The following is an 18579-nucleotide window of genomic DNA, read 5'->3' as shown; positions in this document are numbered from 1 at the left end:
ACTATATGAATAAGAATATAATATATACCATTATAGCATTGTTTATTTGGAATTTTTTCCCAAATGGACTTTGGGCGCAAAATCAAAGCTTGACAACAATTCAATCTAAAATAGTAGATGAATTGGGTAAGCCTTTAGCGAATGTGAATGTTTATAGTGATAATAGACAGACTCAAACAGGAAAAGATGGCACTTTCACGTTGAAAGTCAACAATGATTCAAGAATAACAATCGAAGCCGATGGTTATCAAAATAGAGTCCTTTTAGTTAATGAAATAGAGGAAGAAACTCAATTGGAGCAGTCTTCTCTATATTATGATGATGAAGATTTGGTGAATTTGCCTTTCCGTAGTGTAAAAAAAGGAGACGTAGTTGGTGCTGCGAATAGTCTTGACGTAAATGATATCAGTTCATATGATAATTCGATTTGGTTGAATGGCGTTTTGAGTGGTCGAACGTTAGGTATGCTGGGTTCCAATAATATTCGTGGGCTTGGCGTGAGTTTAGATATTGGATCGCTTATAGGCACGCAAACAGGAACAGCGATGGTTGTGGTAGATGGAATGCCTCGTGATATCAATGGCGTTCGTCTTTCAGACATTGAAAGTATAACGGTTTTACGTGATGTCAACTCGGCTGTTTTATATGGTACGGCTGCGATGAATGGCGTGGTTCTTATAACTACCAAACGTGGGGAGGCTTATAAAAGGACTGCTGATTTTTCTGTGAATTATGGAGTTGCGTTTCCTCGTTCGATTTCCAAGCCGGAGTATTTAAGTTCTGCCGAATATATGGAATATTATAACCAAGCAAGAATTAATGACGGTTTTGTTCCCACTTATTCGGAAGAAATGATTAATAATTATCGGAATGGAAACAAATATCGCTATCCGAGTATTGATTATTATTCTAATGAATACTTGAAATCATCAAGAAATTCAGTGGATTTGAATGCTCAATTTTCAGGAGGAGACGAAAGGTTGAAATATTTGGCAGACTTGGCATGGAATTCTCAAGGGAGTATTTTGAATTTTGGTGAAGGCAAGAATGCTCGGTCTAACAATTTTAATGTGAGGGCTAATATTGATCTGAAAATTAATAATTGGTTAAATACAGCTGTTGATGTAACGGGATTATTTTACAATTCGAAAGGACCTCGTGGTAATTTTTGGGGAAATTCATCGACTGTTCGTCCTTTTGAATTTTCACCGCTTTTACCGATAAGCATGATTGATCCTGAAAATAAATTGTTACAAGGACGAAAAAACGATGTCGATGGAAAGTACCTGATCGGTGGTAATAGCAATTATGTAACACATGGTATAGCTGATGGTTATGCAGCCGGTATCAATAATTCGGTATGGCGTACATTCAGTTTCAACAACCGTTTGAATGTAGACTTGGGGATGATTACAAAGGGATTGTCATTTCATACAAATGTGAGCTTTGATTATTTCTTGCAATATAACCAAGCTACACCTAAAGAATATTCCGTTTATGAACCGGTGTGGGACGATAATGACCAGATCATAAGTCTTAAACAACATGGAAAAGATTCTAATCCAGGAACGCAAAATGTGGAAGGACGTTATTTTAGAAGACGAATGGCTTTTTATGGTTTGTTGAGTTATGATCGCACGTTTGAAAGTCTCCATCATGTGACAGGGTCTTTGCTTGGTTATGGGGCTACATTTAAAGATAATGATGGAGCTAATGATGATTTTCAAGGTGTAAAATCTTCTCATATAGGCCTTCAGTTGGGATATGTCTATGCTCGGAAATACATGATAGACTTTAGTAGCGCATTTGTTAATTCTGTGAAATTGCCTAAATCGAATAAAGTGGGTTTTTCTCCTTCTCTTGCTTTAGCTTGGGTTATCAGTAACGAAGATTTCTTTAATAAACCTGATTTTTTGGATTATTTGAAATTAAAGGTTTCGACAGGTGTTCTTAAATCGGATATTCCGGTGGGAGGTTTCTTCTATTATGATGACCGATACACAACCTCCGGCAGTTACAATTGGTACGAAGGTGGGAAAAGCCGTTCGGGAGTGATTTCAAGTTGGCCATCTAATCCTAATTTGACTTTTGCTACACGTAAAGAAGTTAGTGCAGGATTTCAAGCGTTACTATTTAAGTCATTAGAAGTAGAAGCTAATTACTTTTATGATATTTATGATGGTTTGGTGGTTCGTCCTTCTTCGGCGTATCCGAGTTTTTACTCTAACTTTGTTCCGTATGAAAATTTCGAGAAAGATTCATACAAAGGTGTTGAGATAGGGATAAACTTTAATAAAAAGTTTGGTGATTGGAGTTTTTATGCAGGTTTGAATTTTCTGTATTCTGTGTCAAAACGGCTGAAAGTAAATGAAATATATGCAAATGATTATCAATATCGGAAAGGGTATGGAAAAGATGCCACATTCGGATTGGAAGCTCTTGGCTTTTTTGAATCTCAAGAAGAAATAGATAAAAGTCCTTTCCAAACATACGGAGTGGTGAAGCCGGGTGACCTTAAGTATAAAGATCAAAACGGAGATAATGTAATCGATTCGAGAGACGAAGTTTTTTTACGTAATTGGCAAGCACCATGGTCTGAAGGCTTGGAAGTAAGGATAGGCTATAAAAATTTTACATTATCTCTGATTGGAGAAGGACAACAGGGTGCTAAAAATTTTAGAGAAAATTCTTACTATTGGATGGATGGGAATGATAAATATTCTGTTATAGCGAGAGATTGCTGGACCCCTGAAACAAAAAATACAGCCAAATACCCGCGTTTAAGTTCTGAGGCAAATAGCAACAACTTACGTCGTTCTTCATTTTGGTTGTATGATAACAGTTACTTTAATATGAGACGTGTTCAGTTGAATTATAATATTCCGATGAGTATCACGGCCTTTTTATTAATGAAAGATTTGGATGTATCGTTGGATGCCACTGATTTATTCCAAATCGCTCCCAACTTAGAAGAACGTAGTTTGCGTATAGGAGCGGAACCTTATTATCGTACATTTTCAGTAACATTAAAAGCTAAATTTTAATAAAATGAAAAAGGTGAAATTATATTTAGTATATCTTATGTCTGCTTTAATTTTTAGTGGATGTGAATGGGGGTTGAATCCGGAAAATGACAATCATAGTGTGTTTGACCGTGTATATGGTGATCCTGCGTATGCCGAAGGCTTATTGATTACGGCTTATACGCTTCTTCCTACAAATAACTATCGTTTTGATGAAGTAGCTACAGATGATGCTGTTACGAATAATCTGACGAATAATTATCTGTATATGGCTAAAGGTATGTGGACTGCTCAATACAATCCGCAAAATTTGTGGGATAATTGCAATCGAGGAATTTTGTATATTAACCAGTTCTTGGATGTTATAGATGAGGTTGCTTGGAAACCTAAAGATCCTGAGCTGAATAGTTTGTTCATTAGACGGCTCAAAGGTGAATCGTTTGCGTTGCGTGGTATTTTGAAATATTATTTGCTCCGTAATCATGCCGGACCCGGAATTTCCGGACAAATGTTAGGAATTCCTATTTATGATACATTTGTTGAAACTTCTGATTTTGTAAAACCTCGTGCTTCATTTGCTGAATCAGTACAAAATGTATATGATGATTTCGGAATTGCGTTATCTTTATTACCAGTGGACTATGGAAATAAAAATGACGTCCCTAATGGATTTGAAGAAGTGAAAGAGATAGATTCTTATAATTATGTAATGGGCGATGCTGTTCAACAACGTATCAGCGGACGTATTGTCAAAGCTTTTAAAGCACGATTAGCTTTGTTAGAGGCTAGTCCAGCATTTAATGTAAATAATGATGTGGCATTGTGGGAAAAAGCAGCAAAGATGAATGGTGAATTACTTGATTTGGCTAATTTTGATCCGAAAGGAAATCTGTTTTATCTGAAAGAGCAAATCAATGCTGGTAACATTACGGCTAATGATAAATTGGATAATAAGGAAATTGTATGGAGACGTCCGATTTCTTCTTCGCGGAATATGGAAGTTGATAATTTTCCGCCATCTCTGTATGGTAATGGACGGATGAATCCGACGCAAAATTTAGTGGATGCATTTCCGATGAAAAATGGGTATCCGATTACGGATCCGAAATCGGATTTTGATCCGGATAAACCTTATGCGAATCGAGATCCACGGCTTGGCCTTTATATTATATATGACGGCAGCACCTATAAAAGCAAAAAAATAAATACAGGTGTCAATTCCGGAGATAATGGTTTGAATGCAAAAGTAAATTCGACGAGAACGGGTTATTATATGAAAAAACTTTTGAGGGAAGATGCGAACCCGAACCCTGCATCGACATCAGACCAACAGCACATAATTGTACATATTCGTCAAACGGAATTGTTTTTGAATTATGCAGAAGCTGCAAATGAAGCTTGGGGGCCAACGACTACTTCCGGTAACGGATTTTCAGCTAAAGATGTAATAGCCGCTGTTCGTAAACGTGCTGGAATTTCACAACCGGATATGTATCTGGAGTCAATAACAACAAAGGAAAAGATGAGGGAACTTATTAGGAACGAACGTCGTCTTGAATTGTGCTTCGAAGGTTTTAGATTTTGGGATATACGTCGTTGGAATTCGGATCTAACGGAAACGGCTAAAGGAGTACGTATTGAAAATGGGCAATATAATTATTTTACAGTTGAGGATCGAGTTTTTGATAATAGTTATATGCACTATGGACCGATACCGTATGATGAAGTGCTCAAATATAATCTTGAGCAAAATTCAGGTTGGTAAAAATATGATTGTTGATTTTAATTGATAAAACAAAATGAAACATATATATAAGCTAATATTAGCAATAAGTATTGTCGCTTTATTTTCGGCATGTGAGAATTTTGATGTGGAATTTGAAGATTATGAATATACAGCAGGCTATTTCCCTTATCAGTATCCTGTGAGAACTCTTATTTTGGGAGATTATATTTATGATAATTCGAATGATAATGCTCATAAGTTTGTCATTTCAGTAGCAATGGGGGGAGTATATAAGAATAAAATAGACAGAGCATTCAAGGTGGCTGTCGACGAGAGTCTATGCCGGAACTTATTGTTTACTTCCGGAGGGGATGAAATAAAACCTCTTCCTTCTAATTATTATTCATTGAACTCTCCGGATCAGATTGTTATACAGAAAGATAAATTTAATGGAGGTGTAGAGGTTCAATTGACTGATGAATTTTTTAATGATCCGTTAGCCATTAAAAACTCTTATGTTGTTCCGATGAGAATAATTTCATCTTCTGATGTGGATTCAATTATTCCTGAAAAGAATTTTACATTGTTTGCTGTGAAATTTATAAATGAATATCATGGAACTTATTTCCATTATGGTACAAGTAGTGTGAAAGATGTAACCGGCCAGACGATCGAAGAAATAGCTTATAACACACAAAAGTATGTTGAAGATTGTCCTAAAGTGAACTTGGTTACAACCGGACGATATCAGGTTTCGTTATCCTTAGGCTTTAAGTCTGAGATATTTAAAGGGAGTTTACCGCTCTTGTTAGATTTTAATGGAAATAGTTGTACGATATCCTCTCCTGCCAATTCGGCTTATTCGATTACTGGAAATGGAGAATTTAAGCCGAAAGCCTATTCATGGGGAAATAAAGAACGTGATGGAATTGTGCTTAATTATACGGTGAAAAAGGAAGACGGTTCAGTCTATGTGGCAAATGATGTCTTAGTCATACGGGATCGGGATGTTGTGATGGAGGTCTTTTCTCCTGTGGAAAAAAATTAATCAACTTGAATAAGGAATGAGTATGAAAAATAAATATATCGTATTTTTTCTTTTTATGTTTTGTGCCATTGGTCTAATGGCGCAAGAAAAAGAGGATATCCCGAGGTTGGAAAATCCGATGTCGGTTTATTATCTGAAAAAGAAACTGAAAAAGACACATCCTCGTTTGGTGCTTAATTCATCGATTGAAAAAAATGTCAAGAAAAAGATCCAATCAGATCCTGTTACGAGAAATTATTATGCAGCTATAAAATTGAATGCGGAAAAGATAAAAGAGATGCCTTATTTGGAGCGGATCGTTATAGGTCGTAGGCTTCTTTCTGTGTCGCGTGAGATGTTGTATCGAGTTAATATGTTGGGCATGGTTTATCGTATAGAAAGAGATCCAGAGATATTAAATCGTTTGAACAATGAGTTAGTGGCGGTTTGCAATTTTACGGATTGGAATCCGTCCCATTATCTTGATGTAGCCGAGATGTCTCTCGCGGTCGCTTTGGCTATTGATTGGGGTTGGGATGCTTTGCCTAAAGAAACGATAGAAATGGCTATTTATGCATTAATAGAAAAAGGGATAGAGCCAAGTTGGCCCAAAAATGGAAAGAATCCAGGTTGGGTGTTTGGTACTAATAATTGGAACCAAGTGTGTAATGGTGGAATGATTGCGGCAGCTATCGCTATTGCTGAAAAAGATCCGGAACTTGCTGCAAAAACGATTAAAAGATCGTTGGATGGTATCCCGAAAGCCTTGTCTTCTTATTTGCCGGATGGTATTTATCCGGAAGGTTCCACTTATTGGGGATATGGGACCGGTTTCTCTACGATTACATGTGCAATGTTGGAAAGCGCATTTGGCACCAATTTTGGACATACAGAACATTATGGTTATATGGAAAGTGCTATGTTCAGAGTCATGTGTAATGCTCCTTCCGGTATGTATTTTAATTATGCGGATTGTGGAGATCGGAGAGGGCAAAGTGCTGATGTCATTCTTGCTTGGTTCGCTTCTAAAACAGGAAACAAGGCTTTCTTTGAAGCAGATCGTTTACTCATAAAGCCCGAAAAGATGGGTAAATTGTCCAGACTGGGAGGCGCTGCCTTAGTCTGGATTTCTCAATTTGAGGAAAAAAGTGATACTGATGTGCCATCTGTTTGGTATGGTCGAGGGCATAATCCGATAGTGGTATTTACGGGAGACAATGGCTACTATTTTGGAGGAAAAGGAGGTCATGCTACGACAAGCCATGGTAATATGGATGCCGGTTCTTTTATTTTCGAGCTTGATGGAGTTCGTTGGGTTGTCGACCCTGGAAATCAGGATTATCATGAGTTGGAAAAAACGGGATTCAATCTATGGAGTAGTTGCCAGAATTGTCAAAGGTGGACATTGCTTACTAAAAATAATTATGGACATAGTACGCTTACGGTCAATGGACAATTGCAGAAAGTTAATGGGCATGCAACATTGGTTGAAGTGAAAGAGGGAACACAGCCAGAGGCTGTTTTTGATATTACGGCTCCTTATGAAGGGCTATTGAAAAGTGCTCGACGTTCGTTTACAAAAGAAAGTTCAACTTCACTTGTTGTAACGGATGAGATAGAACCTCTTACCGAAGCAAAACTGATAACATGGCAATTGATGACAACAGCCGATATTACGATAACAGAAAGAGGGGCTTTACTTAAACAAGATGGTAAAGTTTTGAAAATAGAAAATCTGTCACATCCCGATTTACGGTTTTCTGTTATTTCTCTTGATCCGGCTCCATTGGCGCTTGATAGAAGGATAAAAGGATTGAAACGTATAGAGCTACGTGTTCCTTCATGGACAATTAAAGGAGAAAAAGATATTATAAAAATAAAATTGACTAAGTAAAATGCCTATCTTTAAAGTTTGAAGATTATAGAATACTAAAGCTTTTTCGTTATTGAAAAGTTAATAATGAGAAAGCTTTAGTAAATAGAACTTTTTAGAAACCAATAATACCATCGAAATGAATACACACTTATTAAAATGGCTGTTATGCTTCGTCTTTTTGTTTAATGGGTTGTATGGCATGGCGAATCATAGCATGCATCCATTAAAACAAATAGCCTTTGTAAAAAAAATGATAGGACGGAAACAGGAACCGTATCATACGGCGTATGTGCAATTGATCCGTTATGCAGATTCCATTCAACAGGTCACTCACCATGCACGAAATGACTTTGCTGTTCCCGGCTACTATGTGAAACCCGAAGAGCACCGGGCCAATTCGTTGGCGTTGCAACAGGATGCTTTTGCCGCTTATTGTTCTGCACTGGCTTACCGGTTGTCGGGAAAGAAAAGGTATGGAGAAAAAGCGTGTTATTTTATGAATGCATGGGCTACCATTAATAAGAAATATTCGGAACCGGATGGACCATTGGTGATGAGCTATTCCGGGTCGGCATTTTTAATGGCAGCTGAGTTAATGGATGATACCTCGGTATGGGACGCCGATGAGAAGCGGCTTTTTAAGGATTGGGTGACGTCCGTTTATCGGAAAGCGACAAATGAAATTCGTGAACGGAAGAATAATTGGGCTGATTGGGGACGTCTGGGCTCTTTGTTGGCCGCTTCTTTTTTGGATGATAAAGAGGAAATCGAACGTAATATCAAGTTGATTAAAGGTGATTTGGGTGATAAGATCGCAAGTGACGGTCACATGCCGGCAGAAGTGGTTCGCGAGAAGAATGGTATTTGGTATACCTATTTCTCGTTGGCTCCTATGACTGCTTCTTTTTGGGTCGCCTATAATTTGACGGGTGAGAATCTGTTCTTATGGGAACAGGAGGGAAAGTCGGTCAAAAAGGCATTGGACTATCTGCTTCGCTATCAAAAATCTCCATCTGAATGGAAGTGGTATGAAGGACCGAATGTTGGGACGCATGCCACTTGGCCGGACAATTTGCTGGAGGCTATGGCGGGTATATATGGGGAGTCTGCATATGGGGAATATGTTGAAAATAGCCGCCCTCATATTTATCCGGTACACCATTTTGCATGGGTTTTCCCGACATTGATGCCGCTCTCTTTAAATGGGTATAATGAGGGAGGGCAATCGTCTGTGGCTAAAAAAGATGCCGATATAGAGAAACTCAGAAAACGTTTTGCCATGCAATTATTAGGCGCTCCGGTTTCTGACGGCCGGATCAAGACATTGGTGGAAACGCTTCAGCCGGATGGCAGGTGGCCGGGGATAGACTATGTCGATACCACCCGTACGGCTTTCCAACACGAACGGCATCTCAGCAATATGTTGGCGTTAAGCATCGCTTATCAAAAGAAAGGATCCCCTTACAAAGGAAATAAACAGGTAAGGAAAGCCGTTCATCAGGCATTGGCTTTCTGGTTGGAAAATGATTTCATTTGTGAGAATTGGTGGTGGAACCAAATTGGTACGCCTAATACGATGGTGAGCATGTTATTGATACTCGACCGGGATTTGTCCCCGGAAGAATCGGGCCGGATGTTGAAAATAGCGGAACGTGGAAATATCAATGCTTGGGGAGCACGTCCCAGCGGTGATCGCATAAAGATCGCAGGTCTGCAAGCGAAAGCGGCTCTTTTTAAAAGAGATGCCCAAGAGGTTGCCATGTTGATGAAAATTATAGAGGGAGAAATCAAATTCTCGACTGAAAAAGGCATGCAACATGATTTTAGCTTCCATCACCGGACAGATTGGGTGAACAACACGCTCTCTTATGGTTCCGGTTATGCCAGCGCTTTTATAGAGTGGGCTTCGAATGTGGCGGATACGAAATTCCGTTTTTCGGAACAAGCTGTCCGGTTATTGATTGACTATTATTTAGACGGCATTTGCAAACAGATGGTTTATGGAAGGATTTCGGATCCGGGTATCTTGAACCGGGACATCACCCGGCCGGGTGAAGAAAGGGTGTGGAGCCCTTCCGATCCTGAAAAGTTGAGAAACCTGACTGATTACAGGCAAGCGGAATTGGATAATATCATCTGTTTAAGAAAAGGGGATTCCTCCTGTCGGCCGGGCTCTTTTGCCAAATTCTTTTGGAGAACGGATCATTTTGTGTTCCAACGTCCTGACTTTTATACTTCTGTCAGAATGTATTCTACCCGCAATGCCAATATGGAAGAACCGTATAACGGGGAAGGGTTGATGAATCATTTTAGAGGCGACGGGACAAATTATCTTTCTGTCAGGGGAGATGAGTATAAAAGATTGACACCTGTTTATGATTGGATGAAGATACCAGGGGCAACGATTGTGCAATTGGATAAGATGCCGGGTGAGAATGAAATTCAGAAATGGGGATTGACCGATTATGTCGGGGCGGTTACAGATGGAACATATGGGGCGGTTGGTTTCGATTTCAAAAGTCCGCACACAGGTTTAGCGGCCAAGAAAGTATGGTTCTTCTTCGATAAAACATACGTTTGTTTGGGGACGAACATATCAAGCCGGATGAAGAACCAGGTTTTGACAACAGTCAATCAATGTCTCTTGAATGGAGAGGTGACCGTAAGCGATGCTGACGGCATTCATCCGCAAGAACAGGGTTCTCGTATGAAAAAAGAGGTACGATGGGTAGTTCATGACAAAGTGGGCTATTATTTCCTCAATAAAGAGAATGTCATATTATCCAATCAGCGTACGGAAGGAAGCTGGAAGATTGCTAACCGGCAGACTACTACACCTACAGACATTATTCAGCAAGATGTGTTCACCCTTTCTGTCGATCACGGTAGCTATCCGAATAATGAAGGTTATGCCTATATGGTCGTTCCTTCCGCCGATCCGTTGTCTATCGAGAAACAGGTAGAAGAGGAAGGAGTGGTTGTTTTGGCGAATTGTCCTGATGTGCAGGCTGTCCGGCATGACGGATTAAATATGGCTTATGCGGTCTTTTATAAAGGTGGAACGCTTCGGATCCATGACAAGATCGTGGTGGAGATGGATGCTCCCGGAATGTTGATGGTGAAATATAACGATGCCGGTGAAATACTTACATTGGGCGTCTCTGATCCGACCCGTTTCATGAAGAAACTCCATCTGTCTGTCAATCAGAGAATCGTTGGGACGGCACAAGAAAATATACAAACCGAATGGGACGGAAAACAGGCTTTAACCCGGATTTCCGTAGATCTGCCTCAAAATGAATATGCAGGAAAGAGTGTGATATATAATAAGTAACTTAAATTTAAGAAGGATGAAAGCACGTATTTTGGTATGGTTAGTGGCCTTACTTTGTTGTCACAATGCATCATTTGCACAAAAAGAGTTTGTGAATGCTTCTGCCCGCTTGTCCGGGCATCCCCGGATTCTATTACAGAAGGGGGAAGAAAAAGCGTTGAAAAAAGTGATAATGAAGGATGCTGTTTGGAAAGATATTCATCTGTCATTAGTGGACGAAGCGGGAGAAATCGTCAAACTGCCCTTGAATGAACGGATAAAGACCGGCAGACGCTTATTGAGTGTATCGAGAGAAAATCTACGCCGTATTTTCATTCTGAGTTATGCCTATAGAATGACTGGGAAGAATGAGTTTTTGAAACGGGCGGAGAGCGAGATGTTGAAAGCGGCCTCTTTTTCTGACTGGAATCCTTCCCATTTCCTGGATGTGGGGGAAATGACGATGGCTTTAGCGATCGGATATGATTGGCTTTATCCTCAATTGTCGGTACAGACAAAGGAGGTAATAGAAAAAGCGATTGTCGAAAAAGGTCTGAAACCTTCCTTCGATGAACGATACAATTGGTTTGTCAATGCTGTCCACAATTGGAGCCAGGTTTGTCATGCAGGCGTTACTTATGGTGCTTTGGCTATATGGGAGAAAGAACCGGAGTTGTCACGGACTGTCATAAACCGGGCTATCGATAAAATCTCGATTCCTATGGGGCACTATGCCCCTGACGGAGCTTATCCGGAAGGTATTGGTTATTGGGATTATGGAACATCATTCAATGCCATGTTTCTTAGTGCTATAGAAAAGGCCTTTGGAACGGATTATGGATTAAGTGAGTTGCCCGGTTTCTTAAAGACAGGCGAGTACATCTTACATGCCGTTACTCCAAATCTGAAAAACTTTGCTTATTCAGACAATGGAGGGACTGCATTTTTAGCACCGACTATGTTTTGGTTTTATGATAAGACAAAAGATGCCTCTATCTTATATAACCAGGTGCAACTATATAAAAAAGACGGACAAAAACGGATCAAGAAGAATCGTTTGGCTCCGGCCATGTTGATTTGGGGCGCTTCTGCCTCATTGGCGAATCCACAGATACCTGCTCGACTATCATGGAAGGCACAAGGGGATAATCCGGTTTGTTTCATGCGTTCTTCCTGGGATGATTCGTCTGCCGTTTATGTCGGTATGAAAATGGGGTCGCCTTCTGTCAATCACGGACATATGGATGTCGGTAGTTTTTTATTGGAAGCGGATGGTGTCCTTTGGGGAATGGATATGGGAGGAGAAGAATACAACAGATTGGAGACGAGAGGGGTTGAACTGTGGAATTCGCGCCAGAATTCTCAACGTTGGGATGTTTACCGTTATAATAATTTTGCCCATAACACATTATCATTTAATCATAAATACCAGGATGTAAAGGGCAAAGCTCAGATTGACGGTTATTCGGATCAGGAAAATAATATGTATGTTATTTCGGATCTGACCCCGGTGTATAAGGATCAGATAAAAAGTGCAAAACGGGCTGTTTCCTTAGTCGATAAAGAATATGTGGTGGTGGAAGATGTGATTGAGGCAACCAAGCGGTTTACGATGATGACGTGGACGATGGTAACTCCGGCTTCTGCTAAGATTGTAGCTGATAATGTCATGTTATTGGAAAAAGATGGCAAGAAGTTGTATATAAAGGTGGAAGGTCCTAAAAAAGTTCGCTGGCATATTTCACCTGCCCAATCTGAATTTAGCTATGATTCACCGAATCCGGGTATTTCAATTATCGGATTTGATACGGATTTGGAGTTGTCTGCCAAACAGAGTATTAGAGTATTCCTTTTACCGGGAGAAAATAAAAATGTCACATATAAATCGGTATTATGAAGATGAAAAAAGCATTCTCTTTTATATGTGTCGGTTTGATGGCTCTTTCCTGTACAGGAGAAAGAGCGGGTGATTGGGTCAGTCAGGATTTTGCTTTCGCAGACCAGCAATTGCGCTATGCTTTGACAGAAACGGAAAATGTCCGGAATTCTCTGGGCAAGACGCCGGAAGAACTGCCATCTCCACGTAATATCCAGTCTGACGGCTCCCTGCGATTGGTTCGTGCCAGGGACTGGTGTAGTGGCTTTTTCCCCGGTGAACTTTGGTATATGTATGAATATACAAAAGATGATTTCTGGAAAAAAAAGGCGGAGTTTCAAACTGAATTGTTGGAGCCTTTAAAATCATACAGGGGCACTCATGATTTGGGCTTTATGCTCTATTGCAGTTATGGCAACGGATACCGTATGGGGCAATCGGATAAATATAAACAGGTATTGCTGGAGGGGGCGAACTCTTTGGCCTCTCGTTTTAACCCGGCGGTCGGTTGTATTCGTTCTTGGGACCATAATGGAGACAAATGGCAATATCCGGTTATTATAGATAATATGATGAACCTTGAATTTTTGTTTTGGGCAACCAGAGCATCGGGTGATTCTACATTCTACAAAATTGCGGTGACTCATGCCGATAATACGATGAAGAATCATTTCAGGAAAGATTATAGTTCTTATCATGTGATTGATTACGATACGATAACCGGTAATGTCCGAAACAAACATACCCATCAGGGATATGCTCATGAGTCTGCTTGGGCGCGTGGACAGGCATGGGGTTTATATGGCTATACGATGTGTTATCGGGAGACTGGAGACAGGAGATATTTGAATCAGGCGGAACAAATCGCTTCTTTTATCTTTCATCATCCCAATCTTCCGTCGGATCTGATCCCTTATTGGGATTATAATGACCCGGAGATCCCAGCCTCTCCCCGGGATGTGTCGGCTGCTACGATAACCGCATCTGCTTTATATGAATTGTCGGCTTATTCGGATAAGGGTGGACAATATAAAAAATGGGCTGATACCATTTTGGAAAATCTGACGGAATCCTATAGGGTTCCCTTGAATCGGATGCATGGTTTTTTATTGCGTTCAAGTACCGGCCACAAACCGGCAGGAACAGAGATAGATGTACCGATCGTTTATGCTGATTATTATTTTCTGGAAGCGCTTATTCGGAAAATGAATTTGGAAAAGTAGTTTTTTGATCCGACTTTAAGGTTGTTTTATAGCCCATTTCGGCATAAAGCTGCAATGGACTATTCTTTTTTTCATAAAAGTAAGCAGATAATTCCACCGACATCCCCGTGTAGCTATCCGATACACCCGGGTGTACCGGCTCTCTTGATCCGGGTGTAAAAGATGGTAACATGGGGGTGTTTGCGAAATTATCTGCTTGTTTTTGCTGAAAAAAGAGATGATTTTAATTCTATGATAAAAATAGTGTATTTCAGGAGTGATAGAGGAGTGATACTGTAGTGATAGAGAAAAACGTCATGTATCACTGCTTCTGACGCTTGAATATCAATGGACACAATCTTCATAGTGATAGAGTGATAGATGATTTGCAGAAAACTTTATTCAGAAGTCACAACTTTGGAAAATTTTGGTACGGTTGCCTGCTCGGATAAAAAGATTAATTTTGTAGTTCAGTGTGATACAGTTATCATATTGAGCTAACTTAAATTCAGATATCTATGAAGTCAAGTATTCTTATTTCCCTTTGTTTGGCATTTCTTTGTTCTTGTCAGGAACCTCCGGTAGAAGAATATGCCGTGATTCCCCAACCGGCGGAAATCGCCTACACTTCCGGGTTTGTCAATTTGAAAAGTCAGCCGGTTGTCGCTTATCCTTCAGAACTGGCGAATGAAGCGCAACTTCTTCAATCCTATTTGTCTTCCGACTTTTCAGTCGAAGCCGTATTGAAAGAAGGTGGTGGAAAGGCAGATATAACCTTACAGTTGGACCCCGCGGTTTTGCCGGATAAAAAGGAAGGCTACGTGTTGGACGCTATATCCGGAAAGATCATGATAAAAGCCAATTCACCGGCCGGTATTCTGAATGGTGTCCAGACTTTACGGCAGGTGATCAAGGAAAAAGACGGCAAGTTGATGGTACAGAAAGCGACCGTTACGGATTATCCTGCTTTTTCCTGGCGTGCCTTTATGTTGGATGAAGGACGTTATTTCAAAGGCAAAGAGGTGGTGAAGCAATTGCTGGATGACATGGCAGACCTGAAAATGAATGTTTTCCATTGGCATCTGACGAATGATCAGGGATGGCGTATCGAGATAAAGAAATATCCGAAACTCACGGAAATAGGAGCTTTCAGGGACTCTTCCGAGATTAATCATTTTGGGAGTGACGTATATGACGGTAAACGTCATGGCGGTTTTTATACGCAGGAAGATTTAAAAGAGATTGTGGAGTATGCGGCTAAACGTCACATCACGATAGTGCCGGAGGTAAGTATGCCGGGACATGCCAGTGCGGCAATCGCTTCTTATCCTTGGCTCGGTACAAGCGGGAAGCAGATCAAAGTGCCGGGTAAATTCGGCGTGCATTATGAAGTTTTTAATGTGGCCGATCCTAAAGTAATGCAATTTTTGGACAATGTGACGGATGAGGTGATTGCGATCTTCCCCGGAGCCGTGTTCCATATCGGAGGCGATGAAGTGAAGTACGACCAATGGAAAAACTCCCCTGTGATCCGTGCTTATATGGCCAAACATAACCTGAAGACTCCGGCTGAGCTCCAGGTCTATTTTACGAATGAGATATCCAATATGTTGGCAGCAAAAGGCAAGAGAATGATGGGATGGAATGAAATTACCGGAGATAAATTGCATGAATATCAATCGGATGCCGATACGGAAGGTGTAAAACAAGAGTTGGCTTCCGGCACGGTTGTCCATTTCTGGAAAGGAGACACGGCTCTTGTTAGGAAAACAATAGAAAAAGGATATGATGTCGTGAATTCTTATCATGAATATACCTATCTGGATTATTCATACGAGTCGATTCCTATGGAAAAAGCTTATTCGTTCAATCCTGTACCGGAAGGCCTGACGGATGATCAGAAAAGTAAAGTGTTGGGATTGGGATGCCAGATGTGGGGAGAATTTATTCCGACAGTCGAGAGCATGAACCTGAAAGTCTACCCCCGCCTGGCCGCTTATGCGGAAACAGGGTGGACAGATGCTTCGAACAAGGACTATCAACGTTTCCTGAACAAGTTGGATTTCTTCCTGCAAAAATGGAATGCAGAAGGAATTACCTGTGGGCCGGTTCAATAGTAAATCATTGTTAAATAATAAAATAACATCGATCCGGGTTAAACCTTTCGTCCGTCTCCAAGTCTATTATCCAGAAGCGCTTCAAAAACAAATAAGTTTAATATTAATAACAGGTAATTAGTTTATGAAGAAGGTAATAGGATTGTGTTTGGTTCTCTTGATCAGTTCGGTTTCAGTTTTTGCCCAGGGTGGCAAACGAAGTGCAAAAAAAGGAGGTGATCCGGCACAACGTTGTGAAAAGATGATTGCCGATCTGAAATTGAATGAGAAACAGGCGGCAGATTTCCGCAAAGTAGAAGCTGAGTTCAGAGATAAGATGAAAGCGGAAAGAAAACAGGCTGATTCGGATCGCCGGAAGATGCGCGAAAAGATGATCACCATGCGGAATGAGCGGGATGCGGAGATGAAAAAGATATTGACGGAAGATCAGTATAAACAATATCTCGAAAAGCAACGTTCCCAGTCTCCTCGTAAAGGACATGGTCGCAAGGGATGAAAAAACGACTCCCGTCTCATCTTGTTTGGGACGGGAGTTGTTTTTTATGGGAAAGTAGTTATAATGTTTTTACTTTCAGGTTTCTCCAGAGAACCTTGATACCGCCTCCATCATGAATTTGCAGAGCAATGCGTCCCTGTCCGGCTCCGATCTTTTCGTCGTTGATATTGACCATCTCTTGACCGTTCAACCAAGTCTGGACATTGTCTCCTTGTACTTTGATACGCATGGTGTTCCAGTCGCCTTCTTTCAGGATATTTTCTTTTTCATCCGGGATTTGGATCAGCCAGCCGCGTCCGTATGATTCGTAGATGCCGCCTGTGTCATGGCCCTTGGGAGCTACTTCTACCTGCCAGCCGTTTACTTTTACATCTTCTTCTATAAAAGAACGGATAAATACGCCGGAGTTTCCGTCGGCTTCTTGTTTGAATTCTACCGTCAGGTCGAAATCGTCATAATAATCGCGTGTAGCCAGATAGCCGTATTTTTTATCAGGGCCGCTTTCGCAGATCAGCATGCCGTCCTTAACGTACCATTTCTCTGTGCCGTAAGCTTCCCAGCCTTTCAGGTCTGTTCCGTTGAATAAGGTCACTTCTCGTGTTTTGCGGGGTAGTTCTTTAATCTTGATATTACGGAAAGAAGCAGGATATCCGTGGTCTTGCAGACAAAGGACACCTTTTTTTGCCAAACCGTATTCCGGAGCATTCGCCCATTTGCCGCTGTTCTTTTTGGCATGCCAGTCGTCTGTCCATGCTTCGAATTCCAGAATTTTGACTCCGTTCAGCCAATGTTCTACGTGCCCGTTGTCGAATACAATCTTTGAATTGTTCCATTTCCCTTGCGGGTTTACTTTCATTTTCGACTTGTCGGGAAGATGCATAGCATAATCCACGCCTAACTTTTGCCATTCTTCCAGCGGTTCCGGGAAGTTCGGTTCGTCTATTAACTGGTATTCCGGGCCTGTGACATAAGGAACGGCAAACTGAGGACGTTCGACTACGTGGTATAGCATACCGCTGTTACCTCCTTTGGATAATTTCCAGTCCCAGGATAATTCGAAGTTCTCATACTGTTTGTCGGTTACGATATAACCACTCGCATCGCTGCCGTCTCCTTTAGCCTGGATGCATCCGTCGACCACGTGCCAGGGTTGCGTCAGGGTGGTTCCGTTGTAGTCTTTCCAACCGTTCAATGTGTTTCCGTCGAAGAGGAGTTGCCAGCCGTCTGCGATTTCTTCGGGCGTAAGCGTATTGGGTTCTACGCCGGTGCACGAAGAAAATAGGGCCAACGATATGGCACAAGTGGCCAAAAAGCCGGTGGCTGTCGTTCTTTCCATTACTGATTCCATTCTTGAATTAAGTTTTTTAGGTGAATAATTGATATGGTGACAAAGATACATCATAGTAATGAGTTCCCCAATTCATACCTATGATTTGAGATACTCAAAAGTATAGTATCTCTTTTGCCTGTAGGCTGTTTTTCTTGTACATTATAATACGCATTAAACGCCGTGTGTAAAGCCTGAAAATAGAGATGTGGATAAAGATGAAAAAAAGTTTCTATTGTAATAGTCAGTGGTTCAGAAGTTAACGTAAAAAGGTTACAAACGGGAGAAAAAATAGTTGCAAAAATGTTTGGTGCGTATGTTGTAAAGCACTACTTTTGCATCCGCATTCGAGAGAGAACGCAGGTGGTTAAATGATGAAACAAAAAACTTTTGAAAAAAGTTCCGAGAAAATTTGGAGGTTGAAATAAAAAGTTATTATCTTTGCACCCACGTTCGCTAAACGAAAGCGAAAAGTTCTTTGAAAGATTTACATATCAACAAGTAGTACAAGAGACGTAGAAATACGAAACATACCGTCAGTACGGACTACGATAAATCACGAGATTCTGAGCAAAAGGTATAAGAAACAATTTAAC

At 40.7% G+C, this 18579-nt stretch carries 10 protein-coding genes; 9 read left to right on the top strand and 1 reads right to left on the bottom strand.

The features are described 5' to 3' along the window. Positions 1–5 precede the first annotated feature (5 nt). From ACW6QF_RS12165 to ACW6QF_RS12125, 9 genes are all read left to right on the top strand, one after another. The gene (locus ACW6QF_RS12165) at positions 6–3044 is read left to right on the top strand and encodes a SusC/RagA family TonB-linked outer membrane protein (RefSeq protein ID WP_456088029.1); all 3039 of its coding nucleotides are present in this window, start codon (positions 6–8) and stop codon (positions 3042–3044) included. A 4-nt stretch (positions 3045–3048) separates the two neighbouring features. Next, positions 3049–4788 carry a RagB/SusD family nutrient uptake outer membrane protein gene (locus ACW6QF_RS12160; RefSeq protein ID WP_456088028.1) on the top strand — a complete coding sequence of 580 codons (1740 nt, stop codon included), beginning with the start codon at positions 3049–3051 and terminating at the stop codon, positions 4786–4788. Positions 4789–4822: 34 nt separating this feature from the next. Further along, entirely contained in the window at positions 4823–5797 is a 975-nt protein-coding gene (locus ACW6QF_RS12155; RefSeq protein WP_456088027.1) for a DUF5627 domain-containing protein, read from the top strand. A gap of 22 nt (positions 5798–5819) precedes the next feature. Then, positions 5820–7670: a heparinase II/III domain-containing protein gene (locus ACW6QF_RS12150; protein WP_456088026.1), complete on the top strand. Its 1851-nt coding sequence runs from the start codon at positions 5820–5822 to the stop codon at positions 7668–7670. Positions 7671–7902: 232 nt separating this feature from the next. After that, positions 7903–10986, top strand: coding sequence for a polysaccharide lyase family 8 super-sandwich domain-containing protein (locus ACW6QF_RS12145; protein WP_456088025.1), 3084 nt, complete (start codon positions 7903–7905; stop codon positions 10984–10986). 16 nt (positions 10987–11002) lie between these two features. Then, positions 11003–12862 carry a heparinase II/III domain-containing protein gene (locus tag ACW6QF_RS12140; protein WP_456088024.1) on the top strand — a complete coding sequence of 620 codons (1860 nt, stop codon included), beginning with the start codon at positions 11003–11005 and terminating at the stop codon, positions 12860–12862. Beyond that, the gene (locus ACW6QF_RS12135; RefSeq protein WP_298555054.1) at positions 12859–14064 is read left to right on the top strand and encodes a glycoside hydrolase family 88 protein; all 1206 of its coding nucleotides are present in this window, start codon (positions 12859–12861) and stop codon (positions 14062–14064) included. Before ACW6QF_RS12140 ends, ACW6QF_RS12135 begins: the two co-directional genes overlap by 4 nt. Before the next feature lie 497 nt (positions 14065–14561). Then, on the top strand, positions 14562–16160 hold the full coding sequence (locus ACW6QF_RS12130) for a beta-N-acetylhexosaminidase (protein WP_456088023.1): 1599 nt from the start codon (positions 14562–14564) through the stop codon (positions 16158–16160). Between the two features lie 124 nt (positions 16161–16284). Further along, positions 16285–16656, top strand: a complete 372-nt coding sequence (locus ACW6QF_RS12125; RefSeq protein ID WP_298555075.1) for a hypothetical protein — start codon at positions 16285–16287, stop codon at positions 16654–16656. Between the two features lie 58 nt (positions 16657–16714). Here the strand turns inward: ACW6QF_RS12125 and ACW6QF_RS12120 are convergent, their stop codons facing one another. Beyond that, positions 16715–18004 carry a 3-keto-disaccharide hydrolase gene (locus tag ACW6QF_RS12120; RefSeq protein WP_456088022.1) on the bottom strand — a complete coding sequence of 430 codons (1290 nt, stop codon included), beginning with the start codon at positions 18002–18004 and terminating at the stop codon, positions 16715–16717. Positions 18005–18579 lie beyond the last annotated feature (575 nt).

It is taken from the genome of Parabacteroides sp. (assembly GCF_977054455.1).
This window is presented reverse-complemented; position numbering and strand designations above follow the sequence as displayed.

Bases quoted from the DNA above. Each gene is read 5' to 3' on its own strand.
- ACW6QF_RS12165 (WP_456088029.1), top strand. From the start codon at position 6: ATGAATAAGAATATAATATATACCATTATAGCATTGTTTATTTGGAAT.
- ACW6QF_RS12160 (WP_456088028.1), top strand. From the start codon at position 3,049: ATGAAAAAGGTGAAATTATATTTAGTATATCTTATGTCTGCTTTAATT.
- ACW6QF_RS12155 (WP_456088027.1), top strand. From the start codon at position 4,823: ATGAAACATATATATAAGCTAATATTAGCAATAAGTATTGTCGCTTTA.
- ACW6QF_RS12150 (WP_456088026.1), top strand. From the start codon at position 5,820: ATGAAAAATAAATATATCGTATTTTTTCTTTTTATGTTTTGTGCCATT.
- ACW6QF_RS12145 (WP_456088025.1), top strand. From the start codon at position 7,903: ATGATAGGACGGAAACAGGAACCGTATCATACGGCGTATGTGCAATTG.
- ACW6QF_RS12140 (WP_456088024.1), top strand. From the start codon at position 11,003: ATGAAAGCACGTATTTTGGTATGGTTAGTGGCCTTACTTTGTTGTCAC.
- ACW6QF_RS12135 (WP_298555054.1), top strand. From the start codon at position 12,859: ATGAAGATGAAAAAAGCATTCTCTTTTATATGTGTCGGTTTGATGGCT.
- ACW6QF_RS12130 (WP_456088023.1), top strand. From the start codon at position 14,562: ATGAAGTCAAGTATTCTTATTTCCCTTTGTTTGGCATTTCTTTGTTCT.
- ACW6QF_RS12125 (WP_298555075.1), top strand. From the start codon at position 16,285: ATGAAGAAGGTAATAGGATTGTGTTTGGTTCTCTTGATCAGTTCGGTT.
- ACW6QF_RS12120 (WP_456088022.1), bottom strand. From the start codon at position 18,004: ATGGAATCAGTAATGGAAAGAACGACAGCCACCGGCTTTTTGGCCACT.